The sequence below is a fragment of the Streptococcus sp. 1453 genome (assembly GCF_013276955.1).
In the GTDB taxonomy this organism is placed as follows: Bacteria; Bacillota; Bacilli; order Lactobacillales; family Streptococcaceae; genus Streptococcus.
In genome coordinates, this window is record NZ_VMLZ01000005.1 from 329,141 (window position 1) to 345,630 (window position 16,490).

Sequence of the window (16,490 nt, forward strand, 5' to 3'; positions counted from 1 at the left end):
ATTTGGTTATTTGATTTTATAGACTTTAAACTCTGAGTAATCCGTCTTTACTTGTTGGTAATTTTCTTTCAAGATTGTTTCTACTTCAGACCAGACTGGCACTTTGTCATTTACCACAATCACCTTAGGTTGTTTTTCTTTCAAGTCATTAAGTAGCTTATTCCGGTTTTCCTCAGTTGCTGTATAGTGCATCGGGGACAAAATAGCCGATGGCGACAAACGCTCACTCTTACGATAAAGAGTTGCAGTATCATCCCATGCATAGATAGCATCTTCCGTACTTGTCTCCTCTTTTACCAAATCAGCAAGACGATCACGTTCTTGATAAGGTACCGGATAAAGGACAAACTTCATCAAAAAGGGAACAGACAAAAGATAGACAAGCCCTAAAACTGGCAGATATAGATTTCCTTTGAAGAAACGACTCCATAGACTAACTGGCGTTTCTCTTCGTCTTCTTCTAACACTACGCCCCCTCTGTTGACTCTTAATATTGGTTACCAATAAAAGTAGGAAAACAGGGAAGATGACCATCAAATAGGAAGCGTGCAGAGGCTCTTGTGAAAAGAAAAGCAAAATCAAACCTAAAATTGTCACAAGACTTGCAGGAACCGAAATGACGTATAGTTTAGAGGGCTTGGATTGAAAGAGACCTAAAAAGATACAAACTACAAATCCCAAACCGAGGGACAACAAGCCATAAAAAGCTATATTCTCTAAAATTTTAGAAGTGAAATCAAAGCGAATACTGTCAATGGGATAACGAATACCACTAATGGCATCCCCAAAACTTCCTGTTGCAACACTATAGTAGGCAGTTGGATAAAAGACAAGTGAAAAACCTAAAGCCACCGCAAGAAACTGATAAAACCCATGCGCAACGCGTCTATGCCCAAGGTTAAAGACCAACAAGCCTAAACTCACTACAGCAATAAACAGGAGCGATGACAAGGGAGCAAAGAAAAATCCACCCGCCAAAGCCAGCCCAATCCGTACAAATCCCTTATCATGGCTTGGATTGCTTAGATAAGCCGCAACTAAACTAAAGGCCGCGAATAAGAAGGGAAGCGCTAAAAGAGTCGCATATCCTCCACCAAAAGCAAGACCTGTAACTAGCATGTAAAAAATAGTCACCACTTGTCCAGCTTGGTCTCCTTGCTCTGTCAAGGTGTCCGCTGATCTAAAAAGGAAAAATCCTCCTGCTACCAAGGCTAACCACTCAAAAATGGCAAAGAAAAATCCACCCTGAGTCACGTAAGTCAGCAAATAATAAAGCAAACCTTGACTTCCATAATAGTCGCTGTAAATCTTCCCTGTCTGATGAAGGGCCCAACCTGCATAAAAATCCTGCACTTCCTGTGCACTCATTAAATCGAGTAATAGCGGTACTCCTAGAGTTATCCCCGTTACAAGCGTACTCCATAGTAAAATTTTTACCAAAGGAAGACGACTTGATTCACGATGATGCGATTCTTGTTCGATTTGGTATTCTAGAGGTTCACGATTCTCCTGATGAACTTCTTCTACTCTACCATACACACTCATATCGTTTCTCCTATTCAATTTATCTGTCTTAGTATATCAAAAAGTCCTAGGATTGTCAGCTTGCGATGGCTGTTTGAGTGATTTTTTGCATAGTTTCACAAAGGTTTCAATTTCCCGAAAGCGGTGTAAATGTGTCTGTTTAAATGACATGATATAATCCAATTCTTTCTGAGTCAGCATCGTCCCTCCCTATATCTTTCTATTCGTAAAAAGCAAGAAAAAGAGGACTCGGTCATTTCCTAAGTCCTAGATTTCTTATAAGATAGGGGCGAATAACTGGGCGATTTCTTTTACAAGTTTTTGATACCAGCTCGTTTTGATAGAATGAGGATAGACTTCCTGAGAATCTGCAAATATATTTTGAAAATCTCGGGCTATTTCCATTATAGAAGGAGTTTTATAGAGTAAGACTGCATTTTCATAATGGTGTACCAAGCTCCGGTAGTCGAGATTGATTGTCCCCACCACCGCAAAATCTTCGTCTACCAACATCTGCTTACTATGAATAAAACCTGGACTATACTCATAAATTCGAACACCAGCAGAAAGAAGATCTGGATAAGCGCCTCTTGTGACTAACTGAATGAACTTCTTATCTGGTATGTAAGGGGTGATAATTCGAACATCGACTCCTCTCATAGCAGCATTTTTGATTGTCTCCGTTAAATCATAATCTATGATCAAATAAGGTGTCGTAATATAGACCGATTCCGTTGCTTGATTGATTAAACTCTGATAAACCTTTTTCCCTACCTGCGTTCGAAAAATTGGCTTGGGTCCACTCCCATATGGAATGGTTAAACCGTCACTTGGGATAGAATGATTTTCTAAATGATATTGATCAAAATCACTAATCTCTCCTCGATTGATGTACCAAGTGGTTAAAAACAAGCGTGTCAGGGCTTTTACTGCTAGTCCGTCTAAGCGAATTCCACTATCCTTCCAATAACCAAATCTCTTGACGTGGTTAATGTACTCATCTGCCAGATTGACCCCACCAGTATAGGCTATCTGACCATCAACAATCAATATTTTTCGATGATCTCTGTTATTATAGGCCACTGTCAAACGAGGAATAACTTTATTGAATTTATGGGCCTCGATGCCTAGCTGACGAAGTCGATGTGCATAATCTCCTGTTAAAGTAGCCATACAGCCAATATCGTCATAGAGCAGTTTAACTTCAATGCCTTGAGCGACTTTTTGCTCCAAGATTTCTAGAATACGATTCCACATCAAACCTTCTTCTATAATGTAATATTCCAAGAAGATAAATTTCTCAGCCTTTTTAAGATCTTCTACCATCTTTTCCCACATAACCTCTCCGCTAGAAAAAAATGTAGAGGCAGTTTGATCATAGATGTCAGCATTGGTATCCATACTCAATAAGGACTTGATGACACCATATGCCGCCTTGTCACTTTCTTTTAATTCCTCTTTTAGTAGCTGGCTATTTGCTTCTTGGAAATGCATGGAGCCTAGCTTCTTCAGTTGTTTGATTTCTTTTTTGGACAATCGCCTCTCACCAAACATCAGATAGAGCAAGGGGCCAAATACTGGCACAAAGGCTACTAATAACCAGGTTACCTTATTCTCAGGAGTCGTATTACGGTTGACTATCGAAATGATTGTGATGATACTCAGTAGAATGAGGACAGTAATCCATAAAATGGGAGCCATGCGTCCTAAATAAAGAAAGAGACCAAAAACCAGACAAAGTTCAAGTAGCATAATCAAAAGACTAAAGCCATACTTGGACATCAATAATTGAAATTTCCTATATTTCATATCTCCTCCTTGATATTTTGAATACTAAAAACAGGTAATTGATACTAGTATAACGCAGGTATTCGGTAGAAGGCAAGTATTTATGATTATTTTCTAGGTAAAAGTAAAAAGACTGGAAAATCCAGCCCTTCCTACTTGCATAGTCTTATTTAGTTAAAACGATGCGATCAGACGCTTCTCTATCCATATCGTCGATAGTCATCTGATTACCATTAATTGAATAAATCTTGACATCATCACCAATAATCATACGTTGATTAGATGCATCGAAGCTGACCTGCTTGATTTCTTGTTCCCCGTCAGTTTCTACCTGTGTCCATGTACCAGTTGTACCAATCACTACCAAAGTGATACGGTCTCCGTCATCCTGACCAGTATAAGTCCCATCAATATCGGTCGGTTGAGCCTCAGGTGCATTTTGTGAAGAACTTGTTGCTACCTGGTTTGTATTTTCTGTAGACGATGAAGCAGCAGGTTGTGATTGCGGTTGAGCTGCTGGTTGTTGAACCTGTTGAACTCTTTGTGAACATGCTACTAAGAGACTAAGACTTGCTAAAGAGGTCAATTTATCTGCTCATGACCCAGCAGGTAGCCCCGTACTTCTGAGATAAAATAGAGAGACCCTGTAATGAATAACAAGTCCTGCGTATCTGCTCTTTCTTCAAAACTACTAATAAATTCTTTGTAAGAAGGAATGACATCGTAACCTGTTACATCCGTCTCATCTAAAGAACCTTGATAGTCAAAACCAGTCACCTTGAGTTCCACCTGAGGCAAATTTTCAGTCAGATAACTCAACATTCCCTGATAATCCTTGCGTTTCAAGGCCCCAAAGAGGATTTGGGGACGATAACCTTCCTGCTCTTTTTCTTTGATAAATTCAACCAAGCGAGTCAAGGCAGGGAGGTTATGGGCACCGTCCAAGTATATCCGAGGACGAATGCGCTCCAAACGACCAGCCCAATGGGTCTGCTCCAAGGACTGTCTTACAGCCTGTTCATCAACAGTTTCCTTTCTTTCTCCCATAAAAAGAAGAAACGTTTGCAACGCCAAGGCCGCATTCTCCTGCTGATAAGCTCCTTCTAATCCTATTTTCAACTGCGAAAAAGTTCCCAAAGAACTTGAAAAATCCCCATTCAGCATTAAAAAATCTTGACCTGCCTGATAAAAGTCAACAGCTAAAGATTCGGCTTTTTTCTGACAGACAAGCCTAGCTTCTGGAGGCAATTTCGCAATCACTGCCTTCTTACCAGCCTTGAAAATACCAGCTTTCTGCTCTGCGATTGCTTTTAGACTATCGCCCAAGGTCTCCTGATGGTCAAGCCCAATGGAGGTGATGACAGCAAGCTCTCCAATTACCACATTGGTCGTGTCAAGTAAGCCACCAATTCCTACTTCTAGTAAAACCAAATCCACTTCTTGCTCTCTAAAATAAAGAAAAGCAATCAAGGTCAGCAATTCAAAAAAGGACAACTGATCATGGGTTTGCAGAAGCGTTTTCTCCATCTCCTTGACCTGCTCAGCCAAACGGATAAAGTCTGTGTCTGCTATAGATTGCCCATTAATGCAGATTCGATCATTGATAGAGACGATATGAGGGGAGGTAAAGGTCGCGACTTTTTTGCCATGCCCCATAAATAACTCCCTCATAAAAGCAATGGTAGATCCTTTCCCATTAGTCCCTGTTACGTGGATAATAGGATAAGACTTCTCTGGATTCCCTAACAAATCCACCGCTTGCTGTATTCGGCCTAAACCTGATCGAAAATTCAAACCAATCCGACTATGGAGCCATTCTTCTACTTCAAACATATACATCTCCTTAATTACAGGTTCAATCAACCGCCTCAATAAAATCTCATAACTAACAAAAACGAGGCCAGGATTTTCGTCCCGACCTCTTACCTGGTTAGCTAATAACTAGCAACTATGAATATTAACTTGGGCTAAAAACATCCACTGGATGTTCCAACTCTTCCAATTTCTAGGAGTTGGGGTAATACAGTCTCCCAGACTACCTGCGTTTCTAATTTCTAGCGCAGGGCTAAAAACGTCCCCCGGACGTTCCAACTCTTCCCAATTTCTGGGAGTTGGGCTGATACAGTCTCCCAGACTGTATCACTCCTCCATAAAACTATTGAAGACTTCTTCAATCATGTTCCATTCGTCTTCTGAGTCTTCTGGGATTGGTTGCAATTCTCCTTCTGTTCCATCTTCGTTTTCGATGAATGAGTAAGCTTGGATTTCAACTTGTCCGTCTTCGTCTTCTTCTGCGTTAACTGGTACTAGAAGAACATAGTTTTTACCAAATTCTTCTTTTCCATCAATCGTCAAAAGGATTTCAAACAAGGTTTCATTTCCTTGCTCATCTACTAGTGTGATTAGTTCACGTTCTTCGTGTTCGTGGTTATGATCGTGTGACATAGCCTCTCCTTATATTAAAATTTTCTATCTAAATAATTTTGTAAAATCAGCTGAGCTGCTAACTTATCAATGACTTTCTTGCGCTTATTGCGACTGATATCTGCTTGTTCAATCAACATGCGCTCTGCGGCAACTGTTGTCAAGCGTTCATCCTGATAATCTACTGGTAAACCAAAAAGCTCTTCTAGCTTCGCTCCGTAGGCTTGACTAGCTTCCACGCGCGGTCCGCTTGTATTGTTCATGTTTTTAGGCAAGCCCACTACAAATCGTTCCACCTTGTAAGTATCAACCAACTCTTTAACGCGGTCAAAACCAAATTGACCTTGCTCCTCATTGATTTGGATGATTTCAAGTCCTTGTGCTGTAAAACCGAGCGGATCGCTAATGGCTACCCCTACCGTTTTTGAACCGACATCCAATCCCATAATTCTCATAGATTATAGATCGACTCCTTGTCCTTTTAGGTAGTAGCGAACCAATTCCTCAACGATTTCATCACGCTCATACTTACGGATTTGATTTCGTGCATTATTATAACGAGGAACGTAGGCAGGGTCTCCACTCAATACGTAACCTACGATTTGGTTAATTGGGTTGTAGCCCTTATCGTTCAACGAAGCATAGACATCAGTCAAAGTTTCGCTAATTTCTTTTTTATTGGAATCGTCCAATTTAAAACGTACTGTTTCTTCAGTAAATCCCATTCTAACACCCTCTTTCCTTAGAATAGTACCATTATAGCATAATTCCTTACGTTCTACAATTCAGGCAGTCTATTTATTTGGATTTTCTATTGTTCTGTCGCACCATTTGCCAATCTGTCTGAAATATATTTGCTTGGTTCATTCTTCAAAAGATTTTCCAAGCCAATGTTCTTCAAATATTCTAACTGAGAAGCCTTCTTGACATCCAGAACTTGAAAATCAAAACTAGTCGTTGTTTGAAGTTCGGTTGCACTCAATAGTTTAGTTTCAAGCTTAAAGCCTGCTAATTTACGAGCTTCTATGATGGCCTCATCCTTCTCCTCTGCCTCGAGAAGAGCTTTTTGAGTTTCTTCCACTCCATGTTGATCAATATAGGTCTTCAACTCATCTGAGACTGGACGCTTTTGTTGGATGGTTAGGCTCAAAAAAGTCTTGTCTTTATAAGTAATAGTTTGGGTTTGCTGGCTGCCATCATCTGACTTGGGCAAGACCAAAGTCTTGGTTACAACTGTGTTCTTCTCAGCATTTTCAATAACTGGCAATGCTGATTGAAGCGTATCCTTTTCTGTTTTTGTAGCTGGTCCAGCTTCTTTTTTCTGTCCACAACCAACTAGAACAAAAAGGAAAGCTAGACTAACAAGAACAATTTTTTTCATTTCTTTCTTCTTTCTTTCTGAGATTAAAATAGAATAAGACTGGGAATTGCTCCCAGCCTTGATGTTTATAGAGCTGCACGCAAACGTGCTTCTGCATTTTCTACATTACGGACAGAGCGTGGTAGGAAGGCACGAATATCGTCTTCCTTGTAGCCAACTTGCAGGCGTTTTTCATCCACAAGGATTGGGCTCTTTAAAATTCTCGGTGTTTCCATAATCAGATTGAGGACTTCATTGACACTCAAATCTTCAATATCCACTCCAAGGGCTTTGGCATAGCGATTTTTAGATGAAACGATGCTGGCTATTCCATTATCTGTTTTAGTTAGAATATCCAGTAATTCTTCTCTCGTAATTCCTTCTTTACCAAGGTTTTGTTCTTTATAACTTAACTGGTGGGCATTGAGCCAGGTTTTTGCTTTTTTACAGCTAGTACAACTTGAGACTGTATAAATTTTAATCATGTACCTACCCCTTTCGCTACATGTTACTATCAGTTTAGTCTATTATACCATAAAAAACATCCGACTTGCGACCTATTTTTAAATTTTTTTGACTTTTTTCGTCATTTTCGTACTTTTTTCTTGACAAAATGAAATTTACAGCCATTCTTTATATTTCTTGATATAGATTTTTTTCACAATTGTCACGCTAATCATATACAAAATAATGATGAAAAGTAAAAAGATGAAATAAATCGGTTTTAAAGGAGTTAAATGAAGAAGGCTTGCGAGAGGACTGTAGGGAAGGAAGGTCACAAAGGCTGCAGCCAATAAGGTTGTCACAAGGACTAGCCAAGCTGGACGACTTTGTAAAAAGGGAATTTTGGCTGAACGCAACATATGAATAACCATGGTCTGAGACCACATGGACTCGATAAACCAACCTGTCTGAAACAAGACAATAAAGCCTACGGCCGACTCTGCTCCATGAACATAGGCATGACCTGTCGTCATGGGTACAATGATAAAATAAAGCAAAATGAAGGTCAAAATATCAAAGGCAGAAGAGATAGGCCCCATCCAAATCATGAAACGTGTGATGGACTTGGCTTCCCAGGTATGTGGATTTCTCAAAAAATCTTTATCCACCTTGTCAAAAGGCAAAGCAATACAAGACAAATCATAAACTAGATTTAGGATAATCAAATGGACTGGTGCCATTGGTAAAAAGGGTAAAAAGATTCCAGAGACCAATAGGGATAAGATATTTCCAAAATTAGAACTCACTGTCATCTTGATATATTTGGTCATATTGGCATAGACCTTACGACCTTCAACAAGTCCTTTTTCAAGCACCATGAGATCCTTATCAAGTAAGATAACATCAGCTGTTTCTTTAGCAATATCTACTGCTGTATCAACAGAAATTCCCACATCTGCTACTTTCATAGAAGGGGCATCATTGATTCCATCTCCCATATAGCCGACCGCATGACCATTAGCCTTAAATTGTAAAATAATCCTTGCTTTTTGGTCAGGAGAAAGTTTGGCAAAAACTGTTACCTCCTCTACGGCTTGAGACAATTCTTGATCACTCATCTGATCAATTTCAGACCCCAACAGCATCTGATTGATATCCAAACCAACCTTTTCACAGACTGCTTGGGTAACTTTTTCATTGTCTCCCGTTAAAATCTTTGTTTGAACCCCATGTTCTAACAAAGCCTTAATTGCTGGTGCTGCAGATGGTTTAGGAGGATCTAGAAAGGCTAAATAACCAGTTAGAATCATATCCCCTTCGTCATCAACTGTATAGGCATGATCTTCCCTCAAACCTGACTTATAAGCCACTCCCAAGACACGCAAACCTTGTTGATTGAGTTGTCGGACTTCCGCTAAAATTTCTTCTCTAATAGCATCTGTCAAGGGAGTAATCACTCCTTGGTATTCCGCATGACTGGAAATCGTCAACATTTCCTCTAGGGCACCCTTGGTTACCAAACTAACCGTTTCGTGTTCATCCTTAACGATAACACTCATCCGTCTACGTTCAAAATCAAAGGGCAATTCATCTATTTTTTGAAAGGTTTGATCTAGATTTTGCAAGAGGGCGTGTTCTTTGGCTTCCTTTTCAGTCCGTTTGATGATGGCTCTGTCCATCAAATTTTTCAAGCCCGTTTGAAAATAAGAATTGAGATAAGCTCGTCTCAAGACGGTCAAATCCAAGCGTCCGTGGATGTCCAAGGGATATTCAAGGACAATTTCGTCTTGGGTTAGAGTCCCTGTCTTATCTGTACACAAAATATCAATCGCCCCTAAGTCCTGTATGGCATTGAGTTTCTTGATAACCACTTTTTCCTTGGCCATAATGATGGAGCCTTTTGCTAGACTGGCCGTGATAATCATAGGAAGCATCTCAGGTGTCAATCCAACACCAACACTCAAAGCAAATACACCAGCTTCTAACCAATCTCCATCTGTTAAACCATTGGACAAGAAAACGATGGGCACCATGACCAGCATCAAACGAATCAAGAGCCACGAAATACTATTCATCTCCCGCTCAAACGAAGTAGGCTCGTCATAGGTGTTCAAAGTCTGCTCAATGGCCCCCATCATGGTATCATCACCAACTGCTAAAACCACGGCCTTGGCACTACCAGATAAGACATTGGTTGCCATAAAGGCGAGCGCTTCTGCTTCTAGCAGACTATCAGATTGTTGAACTGTTGCCTTGGTCAAGGCCAATTTTTCAACCGATTCACTTTCACCTGTCAAGCCCGACTGTTGGACAAAGAAATCGCGCGACTCAAATAAAAGAAGATCTGCTGGAATCATGTCTCCAGCGCTTAATTTAACCACGTCACCCACTACCAAATCATCGATAGGTACTTCTTGGATTTCTCCTTGACGAATGACAGTCGCTGTGTTGACAATCATTTTTGATAGATTGGTCGCAGCCTTATCACTACGGAGTTCTTGGACAAAGCGTATGCCACCAGAAATGAGGACTAGGACAACGATGATAATGGAAGTGGTCGGATCTTCTTGACCTGGTTTTGCCAACCAGACATTGGTCACCAAGGAAATCACGGCGATGACCAGTAAGATGATTGTAAAAGGATTGATAATGGATTCGTAAATCTTTTTGAGGATACTGTCTTCTTGACCCTTTGTGATGGTATTTTCGCCATATAGGTCACGATTTTTCTCCACCTGCTCCTCAGTCAAGCCTGTTAGACTTGTCTTATAAAAAGATAGAGTTTCGTTTAAAGATGTATGAATAGCTGTTGCTAATCTTTCTTTTGTAGTTTTCATTGGTTTCTCCTATCTGTATGAATGATGTGTTTCATACACAGAGACCAATCACTTTATAAGGACAGAACGACACAAATCAGCGATTGGCTGTGTATGTGCGGTTCCGGATGATCGTCAATTTGCATCGTCTATCTCCTTTCTTTGATTTAAACAGTAGAAAATCCTACCATCAAAAAATGGCAGGATTAAAAAACTAAATATCTGTTTTTTCGTTCAAGCTTTAACTCCATAGGGCAATGAAATGAGCTTAGTCTTAGCCTTCGCGACCAGGACTGTTGACCAACGAGTAGTGTCTCCACTGCTTTGCGGTAGTCATCCGTATCCCTATGGTAGTCTCACCTACCGTTTTCGTTTTTCAGTATAAACCTTTAAAATTTAAAAGTCAATCATTTGAGTTGTTTGACTCTTAAATAACTATCAACTCTTTTGGAGCTAGGGTCAACAATTCACAACCCGTCTCTGTAATCAGAATATCATCCTCGATACGAACACCATATTTACCTTCAATATAAATACCAGGTTCATCTGTCAAGGCCATACCCGCCTTAATAGTTTCTGTGGAAGTCTGGCTAAAGTAGGGTTCCTCATGGATATCCAGTCCAATACCGTGTCCAATACCGTGGGTAAAGTAGTCGCCATAGCCTGCCTCGATGATAATATCACGAGGGATTTTGTCAAAGTCACGGAAACCTAATCCTGCCTTAGCCTGGTCAATCAAGGCTTGGTTGGCTTTCAAAACTGTGTTGTAAATCTCTGCTTGCTCGTCACTGACATGGCCTAGATAGATGGTACGTGTCATATCGCTGACATAGTGGTCGTAGAGACAGCCGAAGTCCATGGTGATGGCTTCTCCCAACTCTACTGGTTTATGCATGGGATGGGCATGGGGTTTGGAAGAGTTGATTCCGCTAGCTAGAATTGTGTCAAAAGACAAGCCAGATGCTCCCAACTCACGCATGCGGAAGTCAAGGAAGTTGGCAATTTCAATTTCAGTTTTTCCTGGTTTGATAAAGTCAAGCGCATCGCGGAAAGCTTGGTCTGAGATAGAACAAGCCTTGCGAATAGCTGCAATCTCCGCTTCATCCTTAATCATTCGAAGACCTTCAACAAACTGAGACTGTGGAAGCAAGTCAATTCCCTCAAAGGTTGCCTGCATACGGTGATAATAAGACACTGAAATCTCATCTTCAAAACCGATTCGAGACAAGCCCATGTCCTTAACAATTCCTGCAATGACAGCCAATTCATCACGATCAGCCACAATCTCAAAACCACTGGTTTCTTGCTTGGCTGCAATGATATAGCGAGAGTCTGTCACCAAGACCTGACGGTCACGGCTGATGAAGACTGTTCCGTTTGAGCCCCAAAAACCAGTCAGGTAATAGACGTTTTTAAGGTTATTGATGATGATGCCATCTAGTTCTTTTTCTTGCATTTTAGCTAGAAATGCTTGTACACGTTTATTCATGATGTAACTTTCCTTTCAAATAATGTCCTGTGTAGCTGGCTTCATTGGCCGCTACTTCTTCTGGAGTTCCTATTGCGATGATGGTTCCACCACCGACACCGCCCTCAGGTCCCAAGTCAATAATATGGTCTGCCGTCTTGATAACGTCTAAATTGTGCTCGATAACAAGGACTGTATTGCCATCGTCAACAAAGCGAGCCAAGACTTTAAGCAAGCGAGCGATATCCTCAGTATGAAGCCCTGTCGTCGGCTCATCCAAAATGTAGAAAGATTTTCCTGTCGATCGTTTGTGAAGTTCGCTAGCCAACTTCATACGCTGGGCTTCTCCCCCAGAAAGGGTGGTAGCTGGTTGACCTAGCGTCACATAGCCTAGCCCTACATCCTTGATAGTCTGAAGTTTACGCTGAATTTTCGGAATGTGTTGGAAAAATTCTACCGCATCGTTGACGGTCATATCCAAGACCTGCGAGATATTCTTTTCCTTGTAGTGAACTTCTAGGGTTTCACTGTTGTAGCGGGTTCCGTGGCAGACTTCACAAGCTACATAAACATCTGGCAAGAAGTGCATCTCAATCTTGATAATCCCGTCACCTGAGCAGGCTTCACAGCGACCACCCTTGACGTTGAAACTGAAACGACCCTTCTTGTAGCCTCGAATCTTAGCTTCATTTGTCTGGGCAAAGAGGTCACGTATATCGTCAAAAACTCCTGTATAGGTAGCTGGGTTGGACCTCGGCGTCCGTCCGATAGGGCTCTGGTCAATGTCAATCAAGCGGTCTACATGCTCAATCCCTGTAATAGTCTTAAACTTACCAGGTTTGTCTGAATTGCGGTTGAGTTTTTGGGCAATGGCTTTTTTGAGGATGCTGTTGATCAAGGTTGATTTCCCTGAACCTGACACACCTGTCACTGCGATAAATTTTCCTAGTGGGAAGCGAGCAGTAACATTTTGCAAATTGTTCTCACGCGCTCCTGTCACTTCAATAAAACGACCATTTCCCACACGGCGCTCGTCTGGTACTGGAATGGCACGTTTGCCTGACAAGTACTGGCCTGTGATAGACTTACTGTTACGAGCCACCTGCTTGGGCGTACCTGCCGCAACAATTTCCCCACCAAAAACACCGGCACCAGGACCAACGTCAATCAGATAATCCGCCTCACGCATGGTATCTTCATCGTGTTCCACCACGATGAGAGTATTGCCCAAATCACGCATCTTTTTGAGACTGGCAATCAGGCGGCCATTGTCCCTCTGGTGGAGACCGATTGACGGCTCATCCAGGATATAAAGGACACCTGATAAGTTGGAACCAATCTGGGTCGCCAAGCGAATACGCTGACTCTCCCCACCCGAAAGGGTTCCTGCTGAACGTGACAGAGTCAGATAATTAAGACCCACGTTATTAAGGAAGGTCAAACGATCCTTGATTTCCTTGAGAATGGGACGAGCGATGATGGCTTCATTTTCAGACAAGGTTAACTGGCTCACCAAGTCTAAGTGGTCTGCGATAGACAGGTCTGAAATTTCTCCGATATGTGGCCCTTGCTCGCCACCCACACGGACAGACAAGGCCTGATCATTGAGACGGTAACCGTGACAGGTTCCGCAGGTCAGCTCATTCATGTAGAGGCGCATCTGGGTGCGGGTGTAATCACTGTTTGTCTCGTGATAGCGACGCTTGATATTATTGATAACTCCCTCAAAAGGAATATCGATATCGCGCACGCCACCAAATTCATTCTCATAGTGGAAATGGAATTCCTTGCCATCTGAACCGTAAAGAATCAAATCCTTATCTGCTTCTGACAAGTCCTCAAAAGGAGTATCCATGTCCACTCCAAAGGCTGTCATAGCCTGCTCTAGCATATTTGGATAGTAGTTGGATGAGATAGGATTCCAAGGTGCTAGCGCCCCCTCACGTAAGGTTTTGCTGGCATCTGGCACTACCAAATCAGTATCCACTTCCAGCTTGATGCCCAAGCCGTCACACTCACTACAAGAGCCAAAGGGAGCATTGAAAGAGAAGAGACGCGGCTCTAACTCTGGGACAGTAAATCCACAAACTGGGCAGGCATAATGCTCAGAGAACAGTAACTCAGAGTCGTCCATAGTGTCGATAATGACGTAACCTTCTGCGATACGAAGGGCAGCCTCAATGGAATCAAAGAGACGACTACGGATACCCTCCTTGATGACAATACGGTCAACTACGACATCAATATTGTGTTGCTTGCTCTTAGATAACTCTGGCAATTCGGTCACATCATAGACTTCCCCATCCACACGGACACGAACATAACCGTCTTTCTGAATCTTCTCAACAACACTCTTATGTTGGCCTTTTTTCTTGCGGATGACCGGGGCCAAAATCTGCAAGCGCTGGCGTTCAGGCAATTCTAAAACCTTATCCACGATTTGCTCCACAGAAGAAGCCTTGATAGCCCCATGCCCGTTGATACAGTAGGGAGTCCCCACACGCGCGTAGAGGAGACGCAGATAGTCATTGATTTCAGTCGTGGTTCCCACCGTCGAGCGAGGGTTTTTGCTAGTCGTTTTCTGGTCAATGGAAATAGCTGGGCTCAGACCATCAATGGCATCTACATCAGGCTTCTCCATATTGCCCAAAAACTGACGAGCATAGGCTGACAAACTCTCTACATAGCGACGTTGTCCCTCAGCATAGAGGGTATCAAAGGCCAGACTGGATTTCCCTGAACCTGACAAACCAGTCACGACAACCAGCTTGTCTCGTGGAATCTCCACATCAATATTTTTTAAATTATGGGCACGCGCCCCATGAATGACAATTTTATCTTGCATCTTTGTTCTTTCTAGTCCATTATTGCTTACCATTATACCAAAAAAAGTGAGATTCTATTACCCAAAAGGCTGAATTTGTAGTATAATAGTACGGTGTGAAAAAATCTGAAAAATGAGAAAGGATAAGGGATATGAAACAAGTTTTTCTCTCTACAACAACTGAATTTAAAGAGATCGATACGCTTGAACCGGGTACTTGGATCAATCTCGTCAATCCGACTCAAAATGAATCACTCGAAATAGCTAACGCCTTCGATATTGATATTGCCGACCTTCGAGCACCGCTCGATGCAGAAGAAATGTCTCGTATTACCATTGAAGACGAGTACACCCTGATTATCGTTGACGTGCCGGTCACAGAGGAAAGAAATAACCGCACCTACTACGTCACCATCCCGCTTGGTATTATCATCACAGAGGAAACCATTATCACTACGTGTTTGGAACCATTACCGGTCCTCGATGTCTTTATCAACCGTCGATTGCGTAATTTCTACACCTTCATGCGTTCGCGTTTTATCTTTCAGATTCTTTATCGTAATGCAGAGCTTTACCTAACAGCCCTTCGTTCAATTGACCGCAAGAGTGAGCAAATCGAAAGTCAACTGCATCAATCAACTCGAAATGAAGAATTGATTGAACTCATGGAATTAGAAAAAACCATCGTCTATTTCAAGGCTTCCCTCAAAACAAATGAACGTGTGATTAAGAAATTGACCAGCTCAACCAGTAATATCAAGAAATACCTTGAGGATGAAGACCTGCTTGAAGATACCCTGATTGAAACCCAACAGGCCATCGAGATGGCAGATATTTATGGAAACGTCTTGCACTCTATGACAGAGACCTTCGCCTCTATCATTTCTAACAACCAGAACAACATCATGAAAACCTTGGCCCTTGTGACCATCGTCATGTCCATCCCAACCATGGTCTTTTCTGCCTACGGGATGAACTTTAAGGATAATGAAATCCCCCTAAACGGCGAGCCTAATGCCTTCTGGCTAATCGTCTTTATCGCCTTTGCTATGAGTGTCTCGCTCACTCTCTATCTCATCCATAAAAAATGGTTCTAAGAGGAGTTCCTATGTCTCAGATTGATCTACAAAAATTAACTAAGAAAAACCAAGAATTTGTCCACATCGCTACCCAACAATTCATCAAAGATGGGAAAACAGACGCTGAAATCAAGACTATTTTTGAGGAGGTCATTCCCCAAATTCTTGAAGAGCAAGCCAAAGGTACGACTGCTCGTTCCCTCTATGGCGCACCAACTCACTGGGCGCACAGCTTCACTGTCAAGGAACAATATGAAAAAGAGCATCCAAAAGAAAATGACGATCCGAAACTCATGATTATGGACTCAGCCCTTTTCATCACTAGCCTCTTTGCCCTCGTCAGCGCCCTCACAACTTTCTTTGCAGCAGATCAGGCTTTCGGCTATGGACTTGTCACTCTCCTGCTAGTTGGACTGGTTGGTGGATTTGCCTTCTACTTGATGTACTACTTTGTTTACCAATACTATGGACCAGACATGGACCGCAGTCAACGTCCACCTTTCTGGAAATCTGTACTGGTTATCCTAGTTTCTATGTTCCTTTGGTTGCTTGTCTTCTTTGCAACAAGCTTCCTACCAGCTAGCCTTAACCCCGTACTTGCTCCAGTGCCACTGGCTATTATCGGAGCAGTTCTCCTAGCCCTTCGCTTCTATCTCAAGAAACGCTTGAATATCCGCAGCGCAAGTGCAGGACCAACACGTTATTAAGAAGAATGATAAAAGCAACTGCAGATGCGGTTGCTTTTTCTTGCTTTCTTGATATA

Annotated in this window: 14 protein-coding genes and 1 riboswitch; of the genes, 2 read left to right on the plus strand and 12 right to left on the minus strand. The window is 41.9% G+C overall.

Features of this window, described 5'->3' with window-relative positions; translation table 11 throughout:
- Positions 1 to 6 precede the first annotated feature (6 nt).
- The 12 genes from HW098_RS05120 to uvrA form a co-directional block, all read right to left on the minus strand.
- Positions 7 to 1,545: a hypothetical protein gene (locus HW098_RS05120; protein WP_049511461.1), complete on the minus strand. Its 1,539-nt coding sequence runs from the start codon at positions 1,543 to 1,545 to the stop codon at positions 7 to 9.
- Positions 1,546 to 1,800: 255 nt separating this feature from the next.
- A complete protein-coding gene (gene cls / locus HW098_RS05125) occupies positions 1,801 to 3,333 on the minus strand; it encodes a cardiolipin synthase (RefSeq protein WP_049511459.1) in 1,533 nt (510 codons plus the stop codon).
- 145 nt (positions 3,334 to 3,478) lie between these two features.
- On the minus strand, positions 3,479 to 3,898 hold the full coding sequence (locus tag HW098_RS05130) for an SP_0198 family lipoprotein (RefSeq protein ID WP_049511458.1): 420 nt from the start codon (positions 3,896 to 3,898) through the stop codon (positions 3,479 to 3,481).
- Positions 3,895 to 5,145, minus strand: a complete 1,251-nt coding sequence (locus tag HW098_RS05135; protein WP_049511457.1) for a folylpolyglutamate synthase/dihydrofolate synthase family protein — start codon at positions 5,143 to 5,145, stop codon at positions 3,895 to 3,897. The genes HW098_RS05130 and HW098_RS05135 overlap by 4 nt, the downstream gene beginning before the upstream one ends.
- Positions 5,146 to 5,451: 306 nt before the next feature.
- Positions 5,452 to 5,757 carry a DUF1292 domain-containing protein gene (locus tag HW098_RS05140; protein ID WP_000017626.1) on the minus strand — a complete coding sequence of 102 codons (306 nt, stop codon included), beginning with the start codon at positions 5,755 to 5,757 and terminating at the stop codon, positions 5,452 to 5,454.
- A gap of 14 nt (positions 5,758 to 5,771) precedes the next feature.
- Positions 5,772 to 6,191 (minus strand): Holliday junction resolvase RuvX, encoded by a 420-nt coding sequence (ruvX, locus tag HW098_RS05145; protein WP_004239076.1) that lies wholly within the window; start codon positions 6,189 to 6,191, stop codon positions 5,772 to 5,774.
- Positions 6,192 to 6,194: 3 nt separating this feature from the next.
- Positions 6,195 to 6,461: an IreB family regulatory phosphoprotein gene (locus tag HW098_RS05150; protein WP_000507059.1), complete on the minus strand. Its 267-nt coding sequence runs from the start codon at positions 6,459 to 6,461 to the stop codon at positions 6,195 to 6,197.
- 86 nt (positions 6,462 to 6,547) lie between these two features.
- Positions 6,548 to 7,117, minus strand: a complete 570-nt coding sequence (locus tag HW098_RS05155) for an SP0191 family lipoprotein (protein WP_173228867.1) — start codon at positions 7,115 to 7,117, stop codon at positions 6,548 to 6,550.
- A 65-nt stretch (positions 7,118 to 7,182) separates the two neighbouring features.
- The gene (spx, locus tag HW098_RS05160) at positions 7,183 to 7,581 is read right to left on the minus strand and encodes a transcriptional regulator Spx (protein WP_000591165.1); all 399 of its coding nucleotides are present in this window, start codon (positions 7,579 to 7,581) and stop codon (positions 7,183 to 7,185) included.
- Positions 7,582 to 7,716: 135 nt separating this feature from the next.
- Positions 7,717 to 10,377 (minus strand): magnesium-translocating P-type ATPase, encoded by a 2,661-nt coding sequence (mgtA, locus tag HW098_RS05165; protein WP_176139464.1) that lies wholly within the window; start codon positions 10,375 to 10,377, stop codon positions 7,717 to 7,719.
- Positions 10,378 to 10,574: 197 nt separating this feature from the next.
- A riboswitch (M-box (ykoK) riboswitch) is annotated at positions 10,575 to 10,726 on the minus strand.
- A gap of 57 nt (positions 10,727 to 10,783) precedes the next feature.
- Positions 10,784 to 11,845 (minus strand): Xaa-Pro peptidase family protein, encoded by a 1,062-nt coding sequence (locus tag HW098_RS05170; RefSeq protein WP_049513118.1) that lies wholly within the window; start codon positions 11,843 to 11,845, stop codon positions 10,784 to 10,786.
- Entirely contained in the window at positions 11,838 to 14,669 is a 2,832-nt protein-coding gene (uvrA, locus tag HW098_RS05175; protein WP_176139465.1) for an excinuclease ABC subunit UvrA, read from the minus strand. The genes HW098_RS05170 and uvrA overlap by 8 nt, the downstream gene beginning before the upstream one ends.
- 131 nt (positions 14,670 to 14,800) lie before the next feature.
- Between uvrA and HW098_RS05180 the strand changes: the two genes are divergently transcribed.
- Both HW098_RS05180 and HW098_RS05185 read left to right on the plus strand, forming a co-directional pair.
- A complete protein-coding gene (locus HW098_RS05180) occupies positions 14,801 to 15,745 on the plus strand; it encodes a magnesium transporter CorA family protein (protein WP_000815623.1) in 945 nt (314 codons plus the stop codon).
- Between the two features lie 11 nt (positions 15,746 to 15,756).
- Positions 15,757 to 16,434: a DUF1129 domain-containing protein gene (locus tag HW098_RS05185; protein WP_176139466.1), complete on the plus strand. Its 678-nt coding sequence runs from the start codon at positions 15,757 to 15,759 to the stop codon at positions 16,432 to 16,434.
- The last annotated feature ends 56 nt before the right edge of the window (positions 16,435 to 16,490 follow it).

Excerpts from the sequence above, each read along its gene's own strand:
- HW098_RS05120 (WP_049511461.1), bottom strand. The coding sequence starts at position 1,545 with ATGAGTGTGTATGGTAGAGTAGAAGAAGTTCATCAGGAGAATCGTGAA.
- cls (WP_049511459.1), bottom strand. The coding sequence starts at position 3,333 with ATGAAATATAGGAAATTTCAATTATTGATGTCCAAGTATGGCTTTAGT.
- HW098_RS05135 (WP_049511457.1), bottom strand. The coding sequence starts at position 5,145 with ATGTTTGAAGTAGAAGAATGGCTCCATAGTCGGATTGGTTTGAATTTT.
- HW098_RS05140 (WP_000017626.1), bottom strand. The coding sequence starts at position 5,757 with ATGTCACACGATCATAACCACGAACACGAAGAACGTGAACTAATCACA.
- ruvX (WP_004239076.1), bottom strand. The coding sequence starts at position 6,191 with ATGAGAATTATGGGATTGGATGTCGGTTCAAAAACGGTAGGGGTAGCC.
- HW098_RS05150 (WP_000507059.1), bottom strand. The coding sequence starts at position 6,461 with ATGGGATTTACTGAAGAAACAGTACGTTTTAAATTGGACGATTCCAAT.
- HW098_RS05155 (WP_173228867.1), bottom strand. The coding sequence starts at position 7,117 with ATGAAAAAAATTGTTCTTGTTAGTCTAGCTTTCCTTTTTGTTCTAGTT.
- spx (WP_000591165.1), bottom strand. The coding sequence starts at position 7,581 with ATGATTAAAATTTATACAGTCTCAAGTTGTACTAGCTGTAAAAAAGCA.
- mgtA (WP_176139464.1), bottom strand. The coding sequence starts at position 10,377 with ATGAAAACTACAAAAGAAAGATTAGCAACAGCTATTCATACATCTTTA.
- HW098_RS05170 (WP_049513118.1), bottom strand. The coding sequence starts at position 11,845 with ATGAATAAACGTGTACAAGCATTTCTAGCTAAAATGCAAGAAAAAGAA.
- uvrA (WP_176139465.1), bottom strand. The coding sequence starts at position 14,669 with ATGCAAGATAAAATTGTCATTCATGGGGCGCGTGCCCATAATTTAAAA.
- HW098_RS05180 (WP_000815623.1), top strand. The coding sequence starts at position 14,801 with ATGAAACAAGTTTTTCTCTCTACAACAACTGAATTTAAAGAGATCGAT.
- HW098_RS05185 (WP_176139466.1), top strand. The coding sequence starts at position 15,757 with ATGTCTCAGATTGATCTACAAAAATTAACTAAGAAAAACCAAGAATTT.